Source organism: Paenibacillus thailandensis (genome assembly GCF_042685365.1).
GTDB classification, from domain to species: domain Bacteria; phylum Bacillota; class Bacilli; order Paenibacillales; family Paenibacillaceae; genus Paenibacillus_AP; species Paenibacillus_AP thailandensis.
Genome location: NZ_JBHUMY010000028.1, coordinates 19748 through 37867 on the forward strand (window position 1 = coordinate 19748; position 18120 = coordinate 37867).

Genomic DNA, 18120 nt, shown 5'->3' on the forward strand with positions numbered 1-18120 from the left:
CTATGAAATCTGCGGAGCTCGCTTCCCGGCTGCTGCCTAAGCTCAGGTCGCAGCAAGCGAAGCTGGCTAAGGCCAAATGCAAAGAGCAGCTGCTGCAGAAAGCCACCGAGCTGGAGCAATGGGTGCGGGGTGCCAGAATTCGCGTAAAGGATTGCCCGGCTGTGCTGCTGGACGATTTCTGCCGTTACGCGGAAGAGCAGGCGAACGGAATCCGGCTGCAGGCGGAAGGGCTGGATAAGCCGTTTTTATTGTTTATAGTCGGCATGGGCAAGTACGGGAAATCGACGCTCATCAATGCGCTCATCGGCCAAGCGGCTGCCGATACCGACGCTTTGCCCAAGACCTGGAAGGTGGACGTTTACGAAGGCGGGGATGAGCAGGCTCCCGTCACTGTGATCTATAAAGACGGCCGTACCGAGCGGCTCGGCAGAGAACAGGCCCGGGCATTCTTGTTCGAGGAAGAGCGAAAGCAGGAGGAATCCGAGCTAAAGGCCTATGAGGAGTTTACCCAGGCCGCGGGACAGCTGGAAACCATCGAAGAGAAGGAGGAGCTGCGCGCCTTATTGATTCGCAGGTTCATCTATCACTCACCGCTTGCTGAGGTGCACTGGCCGATAAACGGCTCTCCGTTTCTAAAAAAGTTCCGGGTGGTCGATACGCCGGGGCTGTTTCAGAAGCTGGTCGGGGAGCTCAAGATGAGCGCGGTAGATTATTATCATAAGGCCGACGGCATCCTTTGGCTGCTCGACGCCACGCAAATATCCGCCCAGGGCTCAAAGAGCATGCTGGAGGAAATCGAGAGGCTTCGTACGGAAATCGGTGTATCCCCGGACAACACGATTGCGGTGCTGAACCAAATGGATAAGGTTCGCAGTGTCGGGGGAGAAGAGGCGGTTCAAGCGGTGGAAGAGGAAGCCCGCCGTCTGTTCGGCGCTTATTTCTCCAGATTCGTGTCCTTATCCGCGAAGCAATCGTGGGAAGGTGTACGGGATCAGGACGAGCAGAAGCTGCATCAGGGCCAATTAAGCCGGCTTCTTCGGATGATTGACGAGCTGTTCTGGCGAAACCAAACGGACATTCAGCTTCAGAGCAAGCTGCAGGGCTATAATTATACGATGCACGAGCTCGAGCACAGACGTAACGAATATGTGAGACAGTTTGCGCTCGACGCTAAACGTTACGCCGAAGTCAGGGCGGAGCTAAGCGAAGGGACGGCGAAGCTGTCGGGCATTTTGCAGGGACATGCGGACGAATATATTGTCAAATACCGAAAAGAGCTGCAGCAAAATATTGATCTCTACGGACAAACCGCTTATGACATGGACAAGAGCCAAAGTTATATCGATCAGCATATTTTTGGCTCGCCGTCCCTAAAGCCGTTGTCCGACGAGTATGAGCGGAAGAGCAACGAAAGCATCGCTCAGTACCGGTTATACTTCACGGAAAAATCATTGTTCACCGAAATCTCCAAGTTGAAAATAGCGAACTTGCCCGAAACGTTAAAAAATTTGCTGCTGCAAAGCGACGCCTTCCTTAATCTGGATCGTTTCTTTAAAATGAATGGTCTTTCGATGGGGGCATTAGCCGCCTGGGCGATGGTGGATATGATCAGTGTGATGGGACCGGGGATTTTTATCCTGGGGCCGCTCGTATTAATCGGAGGGTTAATCGCCTTGTTGTGGGAGGGGCTCGCCGCGGCCTGGAACGGCTTTATCGGCCTCTTCGAAAGCTATGAAACCAAAGTCAATAAATTCAAGGCGGATTTACGGAGGCAAGCCGATGAAATGGCGAAGAAGCTTAAGGAAACCTTGATGAAACAGAACAAGGAGGCTGTAACGAAAGCGAGCGACGAAATTGAGAAGCTGCGGGACCTGTCGTTTGCGGCCCTGCATTGTCCGGTTGGCGAGATGCGCGGCCTGCTGAACCATTTGCAGTCGCTCCGTACAGACAAGCTTAGCTCCTTTCCCGTACCCGCCGCCAAGGAAATCATTTTATCGGCCGCGCCGGACCGAATATCCTCCGCCGAACGGGAGAATGCCGTATGAAAAAGCTCGAAGCTGTATTGGAAGAATGCCATAGCATACTAAGCGGATCGCCGTTGCGCCGGTGCGATGCCGATAGCCGAATGGGGCTGTCGCTGCAGCAGGATACCTTGGAGGCGCCGCTGAACCATATACATATCCTGAGGGAGAAGGTATAGGGGCCGCTTAAGCTGGTACTGATGGGTGAAGTGAAAGCGGGGAAGTCCTCCCTGCTGAATGCGCTGGCCGGGGGGCGGGTCGCTCCCTCCCATATCATGGAGATGATCGCGCTCGTGATGGAGGTCAGCTATGATGAAGCTCCCCGGGCCGAAATCGTCCGCAAGGACGGGTCGGCGCAGCGTGGAAGTGTGGACGAAATATACGATACTCTCGCCGCGGAGCGGGGGAATGCGGACTTTTTTGCAGAGTGCTCGCATGTGTGTGTCCGTTATCCGCTCACCGGCTTGAAGACGCTTGCGATGGTGGACACGCCCGGACTTAACAGCGTAACCTCCGAAAATCATCGGCGTACCGTGTCCTACGTGCAGGAAGCGGACGTAGTGATCTGGGTATTTAATGCAAACCATCTGGGGCAGTCGGATGTAGACGAGAGTCTGGCGGCAACCGCAAAAACGGGGAAAAAAATGATCGGCGTGATCAACCGCATCGATGAGGCGGATACGACGCCGGCCCGTCTGATTCACTACGTTCGGATGCGCTCCGGCTTATATTTATCCGAGCTGTTTGCGATATCGGCCAGGCAGGCGTTGGAGGGGATCGAGCAGAACAGCAGGGAGCTGCACGAACAATCGCAAATTCAAGCCTTGACCGATTACCTGGATCGGCAAGTGGAGGGGCGGCTTGATGCCGTGCAGCGGCAGAGTATTATCGAATCCGCGCTGGCCGTCTTGAGGGAGGAGCGAGGCATCCACCTTCAGGCAGGCGGCTTCCTCGATTTTATGTCCGAGCAGTGCGCCAAGCAGAAGCGGGAGTTAGGTTACCGTAAGAGCCAGATCATGGATGAGCTGAAGTCGCACATGTACCGATGGCTGACGGAGGAGTTTCTCGTTCAAGAGACCAGGGAAATTGCCGGCTGTATTGAGAGCTTTGGTCTCATCGATCTCGTGAAAGGAACCGGCCCCCTGGAGGACCGAATCCATGAGATCATAAGAAAAGCCCATATTGAACGGCAAATCAGCCTCAAGGTCGAAGAATGGGGCGTGTGGCTGAAGGAGCAGTGGATGGCGATAAGCGAGGACATATCCTGCAGTGTGGATAAGGAGTTTAACCTGTTTATCGGCAGGCTTCCGGTGGATGTGCCGTCGAGAAGCCCGATCGGAGCACTGACTGAGGTCACGGCGGGTGCCGGTGCCGGCTTCCTGTTTGGGGGAGTCACCTCGACTGTGCTGTCTTTAACCGCAACCACGCCGATTGTGGTGATTTCGCCCTTCGTCATCGCCGGGGCTTTCGTCGGGGGCCTGATCAGTGTGAAACGGAGGAAGCACCAAGCGGTTGAGGATACGAAAGCGCTGGTGTATGAGATAAAACAGGGAGTGGAGGAGAACGTGATCACCGAGCTGCTGGCGCAGTTCGGCAAAGTGAATGACGATTACGAACGTCAAATTGCGGAGCAAATGGATCGGCAGCTTCTTACGAGAGAGCGGGAGCGGCTCGGCGAGGAGCTGGTGGCTTATATGGAAAGTCTCGGGCAAATGTCTAACGAACTGCAACAATTATAACCTGCGATTACAAGGCGAGGAGAGTTCAGTATGAGCGGTATATTCGGAAAGATCATCCGGACAGCGGCGCAGACAATCAAGGAGCAGGGGGGATCCATCCCCATCACGGCCGCGATGCTTCAACTTTTGCTTGAGATGAAACCCATAGAGGGAGTGGAGCAGTTAAAGGTCGAGCTTGCGGACGAAAGGCTGACCATAACGGGAAAGGTGAAGAGGCTGATTGTACCGATCCCGTTTACGATCGCCCTTAAGCCGACGCGGACACAAGGTAGGCTGCTCCATTTCGAGGTCGTGCAATTTTCCCCGGCGGATTTCGAAACGGTCAAGAAGAAGGTGTTGACTCAGCCTCCCCTCGTATCCTACGAGCAGGGGGAAGCCTGCTTTGACCTTAATGGGCTGGATATAGTGAAGAAGGTACCGGTGGGATCCATCAGCTCTGTGGAGATCAAGTCTGACAAGCTTTGGGTGCGATTGGGATTGTAAATCTGCGATAACCAACATTGGAAGACTGGTGATATGAAATGGATAATTTCGGTGAACTCAAAAAAAGAAGAGAAGTTTAAGCCGGAAGAAAACCACCCGTGTTTGATAGTCCGTAGATGCACAAACCACCGTAAACCCAGTCAGGACAAGTGAAGCGGCGGCTGTTGATAACTACGTGTGGTACAACTTCTTAACGTAGTGGAACGAAGATTGAACGAGACGCGCCGGGTCTTGCAGCTGTGGAACAGCTATGTCCGGGTGCATAAGCTGGATGATCCTTTTCTGGAGTTGTCTGATTCGGATGCGGAGTTTATGCGGGAGATCGTCTATCGTCTGGAGGCCGGCAGTCAGGATGTGATCAGGCGCTTGGAACAGCAGCGGGAAGCCATCGGGAAGGAGCGGGACAAAGTTACCGCCAGCCGCCAGCGATTCCGGGAATTTTGTCAGCGGCAGGTTCAGGATGTAAAGCTGCGGGAGATGGCCGAGCGAGGCGTGGAAGCAAAGGATGCTTATGCCGAGTTTCAGGAGTTCGAAGCGATGATGAGGGCCAGCATTCTGAAGGCCAATCAGATCGCAGAGCTGCGGATGCAGACGGAGGATCAGAAGCTTCAGCAGTTTATTACACACATACAAGCCCACCTAAGGCAGATTGCGCAAGAGCTTCGTGAGTTACCCAAGAGGACCCGGGTTCGCACCGAAAGCGGCAATAAGGAAATTTATGTCTTCCATGTTCCGGATTGGGACGAGTAGGAGGGCAAGGAGCGAATTCGCAGTCATATCGTATGGATCATCGCGCAGCTGGAGTACGCCAAGTACCGGGATGTGGATGGGACCGAGCAGCCGGCGGCAATTCGCAAAGATATTGAGAAGTGGCTGGATGCCAAGCAGCTGCTGCAGAAAGTATTCCAGCAGGGCGCGGTTATTCGCATCAGCTGCCGTAAAGTTAATAACGATCAACAGGTAACAGGGGCTACTTATTCCTGGGAGGAATCCAATCGCTGGTCAGGTGGAGAGAAGTGGAGCAAGAACATGACCTTGTTCCTTGGAGTTCTTAATTATGTGGCAGAGAAGCGCCAGCAATTCATAGTCACATGAAGCGTCATCATTCGGTTATTCTGGACAACCCGTTCGGCAAGGCTTCGAGTGACCATGTTCTCAGCCCTGTATTCTATATCGCAGAGCAGCTGGGCTTCTAGATGATCGCTTTAACTGCGCATGTAGAGGGTAAGTTCCTTCAGGACTATTTTCCAGTCGTATGGACCGGATCGGAGGAGAGGGGAAACAGATGGAGTTGTTTTAGGGAAATGTAACAAAGCAAGATATGCTGTCACCTAGCACAATTTATTCGTTCATATTTTATCAGGCTGAAGTTACATACACTGCTCACCTCAGGCGGGGAAAATGAAAATCATTTGGATCCATATTATGGACAACTGGGGGCGGAAAGGATCCATCATAACCTGGTTTGAACGGATTGTCATTATTGAAATCTTGACGAAATCATCCGTTCGTAATGGGAGTATATAGAAAAGACATGCTACGGAGGGTGTCCAACATGAGCAGTCAGGAACAAGAGCTGAAAATGCTGCTGTTCGAAGAGGAACGGTGGGAGCTGGGCGAGGGCGACCATCTAGAGAATCAGTATTGGGAGCAGGGCTTGTCGCTGTATAATCGGCTGTCGGAGCTGTGCCCGGGGGAGGAGCGATACCGGAACAATCTGCTCCGGTGTTTGCTCGAGCTGGGGCGCGACCTGAAGATGAGCAGGACGAACCTAATGCGGGCCCAGAAGCTGTTCCGCCAGGCTGTGCGTATGGAGCCTGAGCATTCTCTGGCGTGCTATCGGCTTGGATTTCTGTACTATTACGATCAACGTTGGGAAGAGTCCGCATTGTACTTTGGCAAAGCGCTGCAGAGATCGGCGAGGTACCGCCAGCACCGGATTACCGATGAGCAGGCTGTGAAGGCACTCTGCTACCAAACCCGAGCGTACCAGCACCTGAGTCGCCGGTCAATGGAAACGGTCATGACCCTGTGGGGCGGCATGAAGGGACAGCTGCGCGACCGACTGAAGGAGCTCGTGGGCGAAACAGAGTCGCTGCTGCTCGAGGACGGCGGGTTCAAGTCACTCCGTCTGTCGGAGAAGCATAAGGAGCGGGATATTTCGGAGGAGGAATACGAGCAGCTGGTTGCCAGCGGGAGGACGGTGCTCAGCTTCACGGAGGCGCCCCGCCAAGTATGGCTGCATCTGCAGGGAACGAAGCGGATCCGGCTAAGAGAGCGTCCGGCGGAATTTTTGTGGCTGCTCATGGAGTCGGAGCGTCCGCTCAAGGGGGCGGACCTGTATGAAGCCAGGTTCGGTAAACCGATGCCGCTTCGCAGCACGGTGGTCAAATCGAACATCAACCGGATCCGCGAGGAGCTGGCACGCCATCAGGATGACCACGAGAAGCCGTACCTGCTCACGCTTCAGGAGGGATATCAGTGGAATCATCAGGCTTGGCCCGACCCGGTGATTGTGTATCGGGATGGCAGCGTATACCGGAGCAAGGAGGATATGGAGCTGGGAGAATAAGCCCCAGCTTCTTTTTTTATGCTCGATTCATGGGTCGCGGAGCTAGGTACAGTCGAACCGTGTGACACAGTCAAGCATGGAGGAAAAAATAAAACCACTCTCTTAATCAATCCGCGTGGTCACAGGCATGTGACCAGGACGTGGTTTACTGTACATAGACAACACAAACCACATTCCACGAAGAGAGGCTGATGCTCCATGAACCAAATCAACCGTCCATCCAACGGAAACAACTTCCCGACCCTTGCGACTCCAGCGGAAAAGCTGCACGAAGCACTGAAGCGAAGAGGCTTCCTCACCCGAGTAGACGGCGATGCCGTAGTCTTGTCGGCGGGCAACGGGGAGCGGGACGTTCGTGATGTGCGAAGCTTTCTGGAAGGGAGCGGCGTTCCGATATGCTATACCGAACAGGGTTGCAGGCTTCAGGTACTGTGCCCTGGTATAACGGGCAAGATCTGCGCGGAACTAAACCGGCTTCAGGTACGATACGGCCGCAGTCATATCCCGCACGGCTTTTATTCTTGGCGCGCGTTCACCAAGCGCAATCACGGGCTTCGCTGGAATACGCTATCGCTCGACAGAGGGATCGCTTACCTCGTCAAGGCACTCAGTGAGGCGGGCTTCCTCGTGACGGGCGGCTGCGACGGCCACGGGCGCCACGAGCCGCAGGTATATTTCGCCAGCAGCTATGCCGCTGCTTGGTTCAAGATCGCCGTGCAGGATCGGCTGGCCAGCCTGCCCCTGCACTATAAGTGGGAGGTCGTTGAACCGGGTGACTCCCAGGGAAGTGCAAAACTGCGGGCATCCCTTTCCGCAGCGGCGGACCGCTGGAGCCTGAAGCTCATCCAGCAGGACGTCCTCGCCATCGGCGACAAGCTGCGCCGTCAGGCGGAGAGCCTTCGCGCCGAACGCCGCAACCGGTTCAAGCACCGCAGCATGCTGGCCGGGGCAGAACGGCTCCAGCACGATTTTGCCGCGCTCTGCGAGTGGATGGGAGGTGTGCTCTAATGAGACATGCCTTCGAGAAGGAATTCCTGCAACTGCTTGCTATCACAGCACCCAGCGGATATGAGAAGCCGGTTGCCGAATATCTTATCAACCGCCTTACGACCTCAGGCTTGAAAGCAACTACGGATACCTATTTCAACGTGCTCGGCGAAGCGGTCTATGGTTCCGGGGAAGGACCGGTCGTACTGCTCTCTGCCCATATGGATACGGTACCGGTTCATCCCGGCCGCAGCGTTATAAGAAACGGCAGCGTGTGGAGCAGCAGCAGCGGTCCGCTCGGAGCGGATGACAGGGCAGGAATTGCAATCATTTTGTCCGTGCTGGACCAACTGCAACATACCGGCTTCGATGGCACGATTCGGCTCGCTTTTACCCGGGAGGAGGAGGTCGGCTGCGTGGGCTCGTGTGAGATCGATCCGGCTTGGCTGAGGAAAGCTGAGCTCGCCATCGTAGTCGACCGCCGCGGGTCGAGGGATATTGTCGTCCGCAACGGCTATATTGACTTCTGCGACGACCTAACCGCAGCTCGCTTCGAGCGGGCAGCGGTCCTGTGCGGGATGCCGGACTGGCGTGCGGTCACCGGCGGCACGAGCGATGCCGTTACCTATGCCTCACTGGGCATCCCGAGTGTGAATTTGTCCACGGGGTACCAGTTGGAGCATACGGCAAGAGAAACGGTAAATATTGATGATTGTTTGGATACGATCCGTTTGATCGTCGGGACGCTGGTTTCGATGAGCACAGAAAAACAGCGGAACATACATTCGCTGACAACTCATTGACACAGGCGATAGTCATAATATAGTTGTGTACCAAAATACCCCAGACAACAACGATTGCAGGAATATTGTGGTCTTTTGTCGAAATAACCCATATACATAATGATTTGCCTATAGGTGAGAGACATGAAGCAGCAGATTATTCTACAAGAGCAGCAGGAAGTAAACCAAACGATTCAATCCATCGAACAGATCGTGACCTATTTGGAGGAAAATAATCGTTACTCCGCAACCGTCGACGGTCAGTACCGGGCGGCCCGGGATAAGAAAAGACGGGAATCTTATCGAAAAGCGATGGAAGTGCCGTACATCGGCAAGCTTGAGGTGGTGGAGGACGGGGTAAGAGTTACATATCGAATCGGCAAGGTGCCCGTGACGACGATCGATGGGCTGGACAGCCTGATCATTGATTGGCAGTCGCCGATCGGGGATGTGTTTTATTCCTTCCAGGGCGGCAACGGATGTATAACCTATCAAACACCTGCCGGAGAGCAGGAGATTACGATTACCCGTAAACGGAATGTTGTCATTCGTCAACGCAAGGTAGAGGACCTAAAGGACATCCTGAGCGATCAGGCAGAGCCGGACGAATTGACCGCGCCATCCCTGAACGACGACCGCCTCATGCAGCTTTGGTTCGAGAGCCGGGAAGACCATAAGATGCGCGATATCGTCGCCTCGATCCAGCGCGAGCAGAACGAAATGATTCGTCTCGGCATCTCCTCTCCGATCTTGATCCAAGGCGTAGCTGGAAGCGGCAAAACGAGTATCGCTCTGCACCGGATCTCGTATCTGCTATACCAATATCCGAAGCAGCTCAGCCCGGAGAAGATCCTTATTCTCGCGCCGAACGGCATGTTTATTCAATATATACAGCAGGTCATTCAGGACCTGGATATCGAGAGCATCGCACAAGATACCGTCTCCGGTCTGTGCATTCAGCTTCTCCCTCAGGTCAAAAGCGTCAGCCATCCGCAAGAGGATCTGGCGCTGTGGCTCCAAGCTGCGTCCGACCCGCAAATGGATGCGGTGTATGGTCCGCAGCTGCGCTACAAGACGTCGCTCGAGTACCAAGCCTACGTCGAGGAGCGGCTTCGAGAGCTGGAGGAAGCGTATCTTCCAACGAACTTTCCGCAGCTAAACAGCGCCACCCCGATCGAGAGGCCAATCGGGGATATTTTCCGCGAGATTTACAACGGCTACAAGCATTTGCCGCTCAACCAGCGCCGTATCGAAACGACCAAGTCGATTCGTTCCTGGCTCGAGACAGAGCTGAACCGGCAGCAAGACTATTTGAAAAGCCGATATTTAGCATTCCGGTCGGAATGGATCGGTGCCCTGGAGGACGAGGAGGCCCAGCAAGCGGAAAAGGCGGTGCAGCGGCTTCTTAACCGCAAACAGCAGGCGTTAACTGAGGCGTTGACAAAGCCGGTGGATGCGTATTTATCGGCGTGGAAGCCGATCGTCCCCTACGAGTGGTATAGGAGCCTCTGTGAAAGGGCAGGCCTAGCCGTGCCTCCGGAGGACGGCAAACGTGTCGGCTATGAGGACCTCGGCGCGCTCCTTCACGTCGAATCTCGCCTCGGTGGGTTGGATAAGCGTCTCGACTATCTCGTCATCGACGAGGTACAGGACACGTACCCGTACCTGATCGCCTCGCTGAAGCCGCTTGCCAAGTCGATGACGCTGCTCGGCGACATCTCGCAGAACATTCATCCATGGATCGGAATGCAGGACTGGTCTGGGCTGAACGAGGTGCTCGGTCCCGAATTAACCTACGTTGAGACGGCTATCAGCTATCGTTCGACCCGCCGGATTATGGAGCTGGCGAATCATGTGCTTAGCTGCTTGTCCGAGACGCTGCCGCAGATTCAGGCGGTGCGGCATGCAGACGATCTGCCTGCGATGACCCGCGTCGACTCCCCTGAGGAGCTGGTATTGCAGCTTCGCAGCTCCATTGAGCGAATGAAGGCTGCAGGCCATCGCCGCATCGCCATCATTCCGAAGGAGCCGGAGCTGGCAGAGGCTTTATTTTTACACCTGAATGAGGAAGGGCTTGAGGGGTTGCAGCATGTATCTGCTTTGGACCAGGAGCTGACAGAGCAGATTGTTTTTATCCCGTCCACGCTTGTGAAGGGTCTGGAATTCGAAGCCGTCATTATCCCGAACGCCAGCGAGCTGTCCTACGATACAGAACTGGATGCGAGACTGCTCTTCATTAGCATTACGCGGGCGCAGGAGGCGCTGGAACTTATTTATTACGACCAGCCAAGTCGCTGGCTCGCTTCCCATACGAATATGCCATAGGAGGACGTTCATACATGGAATTTCAATTAGCCGCTGTACATAAGGAAATTTCGAAGGTGCTGAAGGACCGCTTCAAGGCGGAGCTTGCTTTTATCCAGTTGAAGCCGGGCAATCCGGGGGCGCTCACCGAGGCGCATAAGCTTTTGTCCAAATTTCAGGATAAGGAGCTGAAGGCAGCGTTTCTGCCTCTGATAGAGGAGGAGCTTGACAAGCGCAACAGTCAATGTAAAAAGACGCTGTCGGTGTTCCTCCAGGCCGCCAAGGATGCGGGCTTCGGCCTCCGCGAGATGGCAGGCGGCTGGCGGGTCGGTCCGCTATACCTAGAACTGGATACGACGGATGCTAAGGTGCGATTCAGCTATAACCGGACACCGATCGGCGGTGTGGTACAGGCGGATAGCGAAGCGGTTGTGATGGACGGCTTTCAGGCGGCGTTGACGCAGCTGCAGCAGGAGGCGCTTCCAGAAGAGCAGCTCGGGGAGCTGTTCACGAAGGCGTACCAGATGGCGCTCGCTTATACGGGCAAGGCACCGGGCGAGCGGGTGTACGTCCGGACGGTAGCGAAGCTGTTTGGCTTCCTCGCCGCCGATCTCACCCACAATGGAGCAAAGGGTAAAGGCTCTGCAGAGTATCCGTTGTGGGCGTTCCAATACAATCTGGACACGTACCGCAAAATCGCCTCCAGCCTCCCGAACCACCAGCGGCTCGGACTGCTGACAGGCAGCCAAACGGAGACGTCCAAGGAAGGCTTGACGATCAACGGACTCGACCCGAACGTCGACTATAACATGATCTGCCACGTAGCTGCGGCATTGGCTGCGAATTAGGACGGGACCAAGCTATGAGCGCTATTATGATACAGACATCAGAGGATCGGGAAAAGCTTTTGGATACTCTTGAGCAAGTCGCGCAATCCGGCATCGTTTCTCCAGATTCGGCCCACCTCATTGACGTCGGGAACGGCCCTTATTTGAATTACGCGGAACGGGAGCTGTTTCGCGGCTTGGCGATGCAGGGCGGCGCTACGGTCAAATTGTTCGAGGGCACCTATGGAGCGGGGAAATCGCATCTGCTTCAGCTGCTTAGGCACCGGGCACTCTCCTGCGGCATGGCCGTCGCTTACTTCGACCTGTCGCAGGATATGCGGCTAGAGGACTGGAAGCAGATTACGCAGTTTTTCCTGGAGCAGCTGGAGTGGAGGAACGGGGGCCGAACGGTTCGTTCTTTGCCACACATCCTTGAGGCTCTGGAGGCAGACCAGTCGGAGCGAGCGTTGAGCCTGCGTAAAGCGAAGCTCCCTCACCCCGGGATGCAGCATGCCATGTGGTGGGGTGTTCACCGCGGTCAGCATGGAGACAACTCCCGTAGGCTTCTCCATGAGTATTTGAACGGCGGACGTGTAGCCGCTGCCGACTTCAAGCGATATGGCTTGACCGGGATTAAGGGCTACCTTTCCCAGCGCAATGCCGAGCAATACATGAAAACCGTTCTTGCAGGGCTCCGTCTGTTGGGTGTGCCCGGTGTGCTGCTCTTGTTCGACGAGAACGAGCGGACGCTTCAGCCGAAGGGCAAAATGCCTACGCGTAAACTCAACATTGCAGCGAATCTGATGCGCCGGTTCATCGATGGATGCACAACTGGCGCGCTGCCGGGAACAGTTGCCGTGTTCGCGGTGCTGCCTGGCTTTATCTCCATGTGTACGGAGGAGTATCCGGCCTTGGGGCAGCGCCTGATTCCGCCTCATCTCGATCTCGGGAAGGCCTGGCGTCTCACCGCCTCGAGCGTAGAAAAAGTGAATGCGAATGCGACGCCGGAAGCGTTCCTCGAGGAGGCGGCGGATCATTTTACCGAGCTGGTACGTATTCTTGGCGGCCGTTCGGAGGGTCTTGCCGCGGAACTGCGGGCTAAGGGCATGGAGGTGCTTCAGAAGCAAGCGGACGAAGGGCATAAACGTATGCTAATGAAAACGCTGGCGTATAACAGCTTATTACGACTGGAGCAGGAGGAATATCGATGACTCAAGAACGCGCCAACCATGTGCTCTCGATGATTGAAACGATGGCCCAGAACGGCACGGCCCCGGAGGAGGGCTGCAGTCTGTTTGGCGTCGGCTTTGATGCGGCTTTTGAGAAGCTGAGAAATAAATACATCCGCGACCAGTTTAAACGGGGACGTTCTTCGGAGAAATTCATCGTCGGTCCCTTTGGCTCGGGCAAGTCGCATTTTCTGCATCAGTTGATTGAGGTGGCCCGATCGGAGAGTTGCGTTACAGCTAAGGTCACGTTGAATAAAAATGTGGATTTTACCCGTTACATGCTCGTGTTCCGGGAAATTGCCCATGAGCTGCGCACTCCGCGCTCCCAGCGGCATGGTATCCGCGCCCTTATTCAGGAGGCGGTTGCGTACAAACGAAATCAGGTGCCGGATAACCCGGCTGCTGCCGAGATGCTGCTGAACGGGTGGATCTCCGCTCTGTCGGATGTGGATTACAAGTGGCCCTTCTATGGGCAGCTGCTTCGGCAGGCATGTGCGGCTTGCGCGGAGAACCAGGAGGAACGGCTGGAATCGCTGTGCCGCTGGCTGGGAGGAGAGATGGACAACGCCGAGCACGTCAAGCTGCTTAAGGCGCCGAAGATCACCAGCGCGGAAAGCAACCTGTACGCGATCCGTGCGCTGCACACGCTGGCCCAGTTCGTCCGTCAGGTGGGCTGGAGCGGAACAGTCGTCGGTTTCGACGAGGCCGAGCAGGGCTTCCAGGTGGACACACGCAAGAAGCAGCGCATCCTCTCCATGCTGATGGCGGACATTAACGGGCTTAACGCTTTGCAAAACGGCTCGCTGCTCATGGCTTATGCGCTTACACCGGATATCGTTGCTGATTTCGATACGTTCCCTGCCCTGCAGCAGCGCGTGCTGCATCCCGGAGCCGATTTCTTTGAGGGCAACGTACTGGCGCCTCTGATCGATCTGCAGCGGAGACAAAACCGTGACCAGGAGCTGGTCGAGATTGCGGGCCGGCTGGTGAGTCTTATGTACAGCCATTGGGCGGATAGCATGGCGGTTCCGGAAGCAGAGGCGCTTGGGCGGGCTCAGGCTGCCGCATCACGTCTGGCGGCAGAGGACCTCAGTTCGAGCGTACGCCGGACGCTGGTGAAGGAAGTGTGTACCATGTTGATGAACATCTACGACGACGGCTGGGCCTTCGTTGCGACAGGCCAGGAAACGGAGGTATAGGCTATGTGGACACCTGCGCACGGAGAACGGGTCGCCGTTACCGGTCTCGGCTTAGGCACCGTTGTCAAGGCTACGCCACGAGGAGCCATCGTCGAGCTGGATGCGCCATATTCGACAAGAGCAGAATTTAATACGGCGAATATTTCATTGGTTGAAGGAGCTGCAGGTTCATCTGGGATGCAGGCCGCCAGGACTGGGGCTGCTGCGAGCCACAGTTCACCGCAGGGGAACGGGCCTGCTGTAGCAGCCGGTTCTGCTGGTGCTGGAGCAGCACAGTCACACTCCCCGCCGCTCAGCAAGGCTGCTCCAGCGGCGTCCGGGCATTTGGCACGCATCGGCCAGCTGATCGGTGCGAGGCCGAAGCCGCCCGGTTCAGGAGGGGTGCAAGTACCTTCGCTAGAGCCTGGGCCAGGTGCATCTGCGACTTCTGGGGGGACTCCACCTGCGGCGGCCCCATCGCCTATGCCAGCACCGCCTTTGTCCGACCCGGGCTTCGAGGCTCGCTGCTCGCTGGAGGCGCTGCGGTTCGGACTCGTGCCGCATCGTCACATCGAGCAGTTTACCCTGGGTTATGAGCAGCTAAGCAAGTGGATTAACTCATCCTTCCCTGTTTTGGAGCCACGCGTGCACAAGGTCATTGGTGCATATGGCACAGGCAAAAGCCATACGATGTCCGCCATCCGGACCCTTGCGAAGCGGGAAGGCTACATGGTTGCTCACGTCGAGGTAAACGGCGAAGGTATGACCTTGTCCGACCCGGCTAAGCTAATCCATGCGATCTACAGCACGCTTCACAGCCAGGAGGAGGAGACAGAGTATCCACTGGTAGGCTTGTTGGAGAAGGTGATCCAAAATAGCACATCCTCGTATTTGCCTTTATCCGGGCTGCGGGCGGTTGATGCTCATTTGGGCGTCGTCTCGATGCTGCAGCATGCCGGTACGCTGGATATTTGGACCGAGCAGCTGGAGGCCGTCTTCAGCGGGAGCGACGAAGTATCGGCGACCGATCTGGACCGGGAGTTGCGTAAGCAAACACGAGCGAGTGTGCAGGTTTTCCCTGCGGTCCCGCGCTCTCTTCTCGACCGCCCGAACGGCTTAGTCGAATCGCTGCTAGGAACGGCTTGGCTAGCTAAGGCTGCAGGGTATAAGGGGCTTATCATTACGATCGACGAATTCGAGACGGAGAACAAGCATCTGACCAAGGCACAGAAGCAGAAGCTGATGCTGACCTTGAGGGCGATAGAATGTTATGTCAGTGGACAACGCAATTTACCAAAGGTGCCGCTAGCACTCTATTTTGGTACCGTGGGAGACTCGATGGACGGGGGAGACGTCTACCTGAACGATCTGGTCGAAGCAAGCGGAGGCTCCGCATTGGAACTGCGTTTTTTCCAAAAGGAGGAGCGGCTCGAACTCGCCAATCGAATTTACCGCTTTTATCAAGAGGCGTATCAGCTTCAGCGCCCTTACGATCCGAATGTAGCCGACCGCGTGCATACGCTGCTGGACGGACGCGGGTATGTAGAGAGCGAGCTGCTGAGGCAGTTTATCAAATGGTATATGGCGTTCCTGGACGTACTGTACGGACCGCCGAAGGAGATGGCTTAGTTTGACAACATCACAGGAGCTCGAGAAGGACCGTCAACTGAGCAGGCGTCTTCCTACGGTATGGCCGGTGTTCTTCCAGCGCTTCGGACGGCTGACTCCGGTCCAGCGGGAAGCGATCGGGCCGATTCTGGACGGTCGGAACATTCTCATCTGTGCAGCAACCGCCAGCGGCAAGACCGAGGCAGCTTATGCTCCGCTAGTAGAGCGGCTGAAGGGGATGTCCGGTCCGTGGACGATCTTGTATCTGTCACCTACCCGGGCGCTCGTCAACGACATCCATGCAAGGCTCGGTCCGGCCGCAGAGCGGCTCGGGCTTCGTCTCGTGCGCCGTACGGGGGAATACAAATGGGAGTCGGAGGCGGTTCCGCATATTCTTGTTACGACGCCAGAGTCACTTGACAGTATGCTGTGCCGTGGTTTGGCCGAGGATGGAAGCGCTCACGTTCTGGCTCACGTCCGCGCCGTCGTACTCGACGAAATTCATCTGCTGCACGGATCTCCGCGCGGCGAGCAGACAAGATGGCTAATCGAGCGGCTGAAACGGCTGGTGGCTCATGCTTATGATTCAGGCTGGACTCGGAGCAAACAATTGCAGATCGTCGGCCTCAGCGCAACGGTCGTCGAGCCTCAGGCCGTCATTGACACCTTTCTTCCCGGCGGCGGACTCGTGTTCGTACCCGGAAAGCGGGAGATTATTGAAGTGGTGCCGCCTGGCATGCGGTTTGCTCCTGTGGAGCGAGCCCTCCCGGCGTATCTCGGTGCAAAGGGACGAAGCTCTGAGAAATGGGTCGTCTTCTGCAATAACCGCAAGCGCGTGGACGAGCTCACCGAACTACTGTGCAAGGAGCTGCGGGTTTTTGGGTATTCTGTCGGTGCGCACCACGGCAGCTTGGGGAAGACACTGCGCGAGATGACCGAGCGGGACGTGCGCCGACTCGACCGCTACGTGCTGGTTGCCACCTCGACCATCGAGATAGGGGTCGACATCGGCGACGTCGACGGCGTCGCCCTGGACGCTCCGCCGCCGGATATGGCAGCTTTCCTGCAGCGCATCGGCCGCGGCAATCGCCGCTCGCAGCATGCGCAGGTCATGCTGTGCGCCCGCTCTGAGCAGGACGCGGTGTTGCAGGAGGCGATGCTCGAAGCGGCTCGCGTAGGCTGGTTTGCTAATCAACCAGTAGGCCCGATCAGCTCCGTACTGCGGCAGCAGGTACTGTCTTACATATTTCAGGGTAAGGGGGGAGTGCGCAGTCGGGAGTTTATTCGCCGTCTGTTCGAGAAGGAAGTGGATGGCGCCATTATGCAGGAACTGCTAACGATGATGGCTAACGGCGGTGATATTCATGATACACCGAGGGGGGTTCGCTTAACGACCAAGGCAAGAGATCGGGCCTTGCGGGGCGAGCTTCACTCTGTCATCGAGACGCTGCCAGGCCAAACCGCCGTGGATTCGGTCACTGGGCGGAGGCTGGCTAACCAAGTAAAACACTTGAAAGGCAAAGGACTTAGCATCGGCGGTAACCACTTTCAAGTGGTCGAACGCTCTGCTTACTCTCTCAAGGTCAAGTCCTCAGCCCGGCTGCCCGATGGCGAAAGTCAATGGTCATACGTGAGCGGTCCGGCAAACCGGAGGACCGAGCATCCGATGGTGCTTCGCCACAAGCTGCTGCTGGCGGAGGGGGAGTGGCCTGTCGTGCAGGATAAGGACGGGTATTACTGCGCCTTCCACCTCGGCGGCGTGCGTATGAGCCTCGCCTTGCGGCTGTTGTCCGTCTACGTCGCACCCGAGGAACGACCGTCGAAGATCACGCCGTACTACGTCAGCTTCCGCGAGGAGCTGAAGCCACGCTGGCTAGTTCATCCTGCAGCAGACCTCTTACACGTCGCTGTGAGCATCAGGTTGGATACTGCTGAGAGCCAGTTAGGTCTGCCACTGGCAAACCGGATGCTGCCAGATAAGCTTCGCCTGCGAGATGTACAAGGCTGGCTGCGGCCGGAGGGGCTTGTGCAAGAGTTGCGGGAGTCGGTTTGGACGCGTGCGGAGGAGGAAACAGTAGAGGTGTTGGGGTTGTTTATTGGAAATTAGGGCTAGTCTAAAATTAACAACTGCTGTTAGGCCTATAGTAGTAATTGTCGACATTAAAGGCATGAAACAGAAATCAATGCTTGGCGGAGAGAGTATCATCATTTCTATCGATCTTTGAAGAAAAGATTCATCTCATTTTACGCGGGTCTATAAGAATGTTGAAATTAATCATTACTAGAATTATAATGTAATCAGTCCTTCTATCGCTTCTGTTCCCAAGGGACTGTAAAATATTTTGTGTAAACTCTCAAACCTAAATCTATTACAATGGAGATTAACGAAA

General features: G+C 55.8%; 15 protein-coding genes. All 15 read left to right on the forward strand.

The features are described 5' to 3' along the window. The first annotated feature begins 2 nt into the window (after positions 1-2). Entirely contained in the window at positions 3-2045 is a 2043-nt protein-coding gene (locus ACFSW5_RS19520; protein ID WP_379276761.1) for a dynamin family protein, read from the forward strand. Beyond that, complete coding sequence (locus ACFSW5_RS19525; protein WP_379276763.1) at positions 2042-2200, forward strand: hypothetical protein; 159 nt, start codon at positions 2042-2044, stop codon at positions 2198-2200. The genes ACFSW5_RS19520 and ACFSW5_RS19525 overlap by 4 nt, the downstream gene beginning before the upstream one ends. 21 nt (positions 2201-2221) lie before the next feature. Beyond that, the gene (locus tag ACFSW5_RS19530) at positions 2222-3760 is read left to right on the forward strand and encodes a dynamin family protein (protein WP_379276765.1); all 1539 of its coding nucleotides are present in this window, start codon (positions 2222-2224) and stop codon (positions 3758-3760) included. Positions 3761-3790: 30 nt separating this feature from the next. Further along, on the forward strand, positions 3791-4243 hold the full coding sequence (locus ACFSW5_RS19535) for a hypothetical protein (protein WP_379276767.1): 453 nt from the start codon (positions 3791-3793) through the stop codon (positions 4241-4243). A gap of 210 nt (positions 4244-4453) precedes the next feature. Continuing rightward, positions 4454-4993, forward strand: coding sequence for a hypothetical protein (locus ACFSW5_RS19540; RefSeq protein ID WP_379276769.1), 540 nt, complete (start codon positions 4454-4456; stop codon positions 4991-4993). Between the two features lie 72 nt (positions 4994-5065). Beyond that, positions 5066-5338 carry a hypothetical protein gene (locus ACFSW5_RS19545; RefSeq protein WP_379276772.1) on the forward strand — a complete coding sequence of 91 codons (273 nt, stop codon included), beginning with the start codon at positions 5066-5068 and terminating at the stop codon, positions 5336-5338. 460 nt (positions 5339-5798) lie between these two features. Next, entirely contained in the window at positions 5799-6815 is a 1017-nt protein-coding gene (locus tag ACFSW5_RS19550) for a hypothetical protein (protein ID WP_379276774.1), read from the forward strand. 198 nt (positions 6816-7013) lie between these two features. Further along, complete coding sequence (locus ACFSW5_RS19555) at positions 7014-7823, forward strand: hypothetical protein (protein WP_379276776.1); 810 nt, start codon at positions 7014-7016, stop codon at positions 7821-7823. Continuing rightward, positions 7823-8605 (forward strand): M20/M25/M40 family metallo-hydrolase, encoded by a 783-nt coding sequence (locus ACFSW5_RS19560; RefSeq protein ID WP_141334516.1) that lies wholly within the window; start codon positions 7823-7825, stop codon positions 8603-8605. Before ACFSW5_RS19555 ends, ACFSW5_RS19560 begins: the two co-directional genes overlap by 1 nt. Before the next feature lie 123 nt (positions 8606-8728). Further along, complete coding sequence (locus ACFSW5_RS19565) at positions 8729-10909, forward strand: HelD family protein (protein ID WP_379276779.1); 2181 nt, start codon at positions 8729-8731, stop codon at positions 10907-10909. A gap of 14 nt (positions 10910-10923) precedes the next feature. Further along, a complete protein-coding gene (locus ACFSW5_RS19570) occupies positions 10924-11736 on the forward strand; it encodes a hypothetical protein (protein WP_141334514.1) in 813 nt (270 codons plus the stop codon). 59 nt (positions 11737-11795) lie between these two features. Then, positions 11796-12926, forward strand: a complete 1131-nt coding sequence (locus ACFSW5_RS19575) for a BREX system ATP-binding domain-containing protein (protein ID WP_379276782.1) — start codon at positions 11796-11798, stop codon at positions 12924-12926. Further along, positions 12923-14143, forward strand: a complete 1221-nt coding sequence (locus tag ACFSW5_RS19580; RefSeq protein ID WP_379276784.1) for a BREX system ATP-binding domain-containing protein — start codon at positions 12923-12925, stop codon at positions 14141-14143. Before ACFSW5_RS19575 ends, ACFSW5_RS19580 begins: the two co-directional genes overlap by 4 nt. A gap of 462 nt (positions 14144-14605) precedes the next feature. After that, positions 14606-15751, forward strand: a complete 1146-nt coding sequence (locus ACFSW5_RS19585; protein ID WP_379276787.1) for a BREX system ATP-binding domain-containing protein — start codon at positions 14606-14608, stop codon at positions 15749-15751. A gap of 1 nt (position 15752) precedes the next feature. Next, positions 15753-17837 carry a DEAD/DEAH box helicase gene (locus ACFSW5_RS19590; protein ID WP_379276790.1) on the forward strand — a complete coding sequence of 695 codons (2085 nt, stop codon included), beginning with the start codon at positions 15753-15755 and terminating at the stop codon, positions 17835-17837. The last annotated feature ends 283 nt before the right edge of the window (positions 17838-18120 follow it).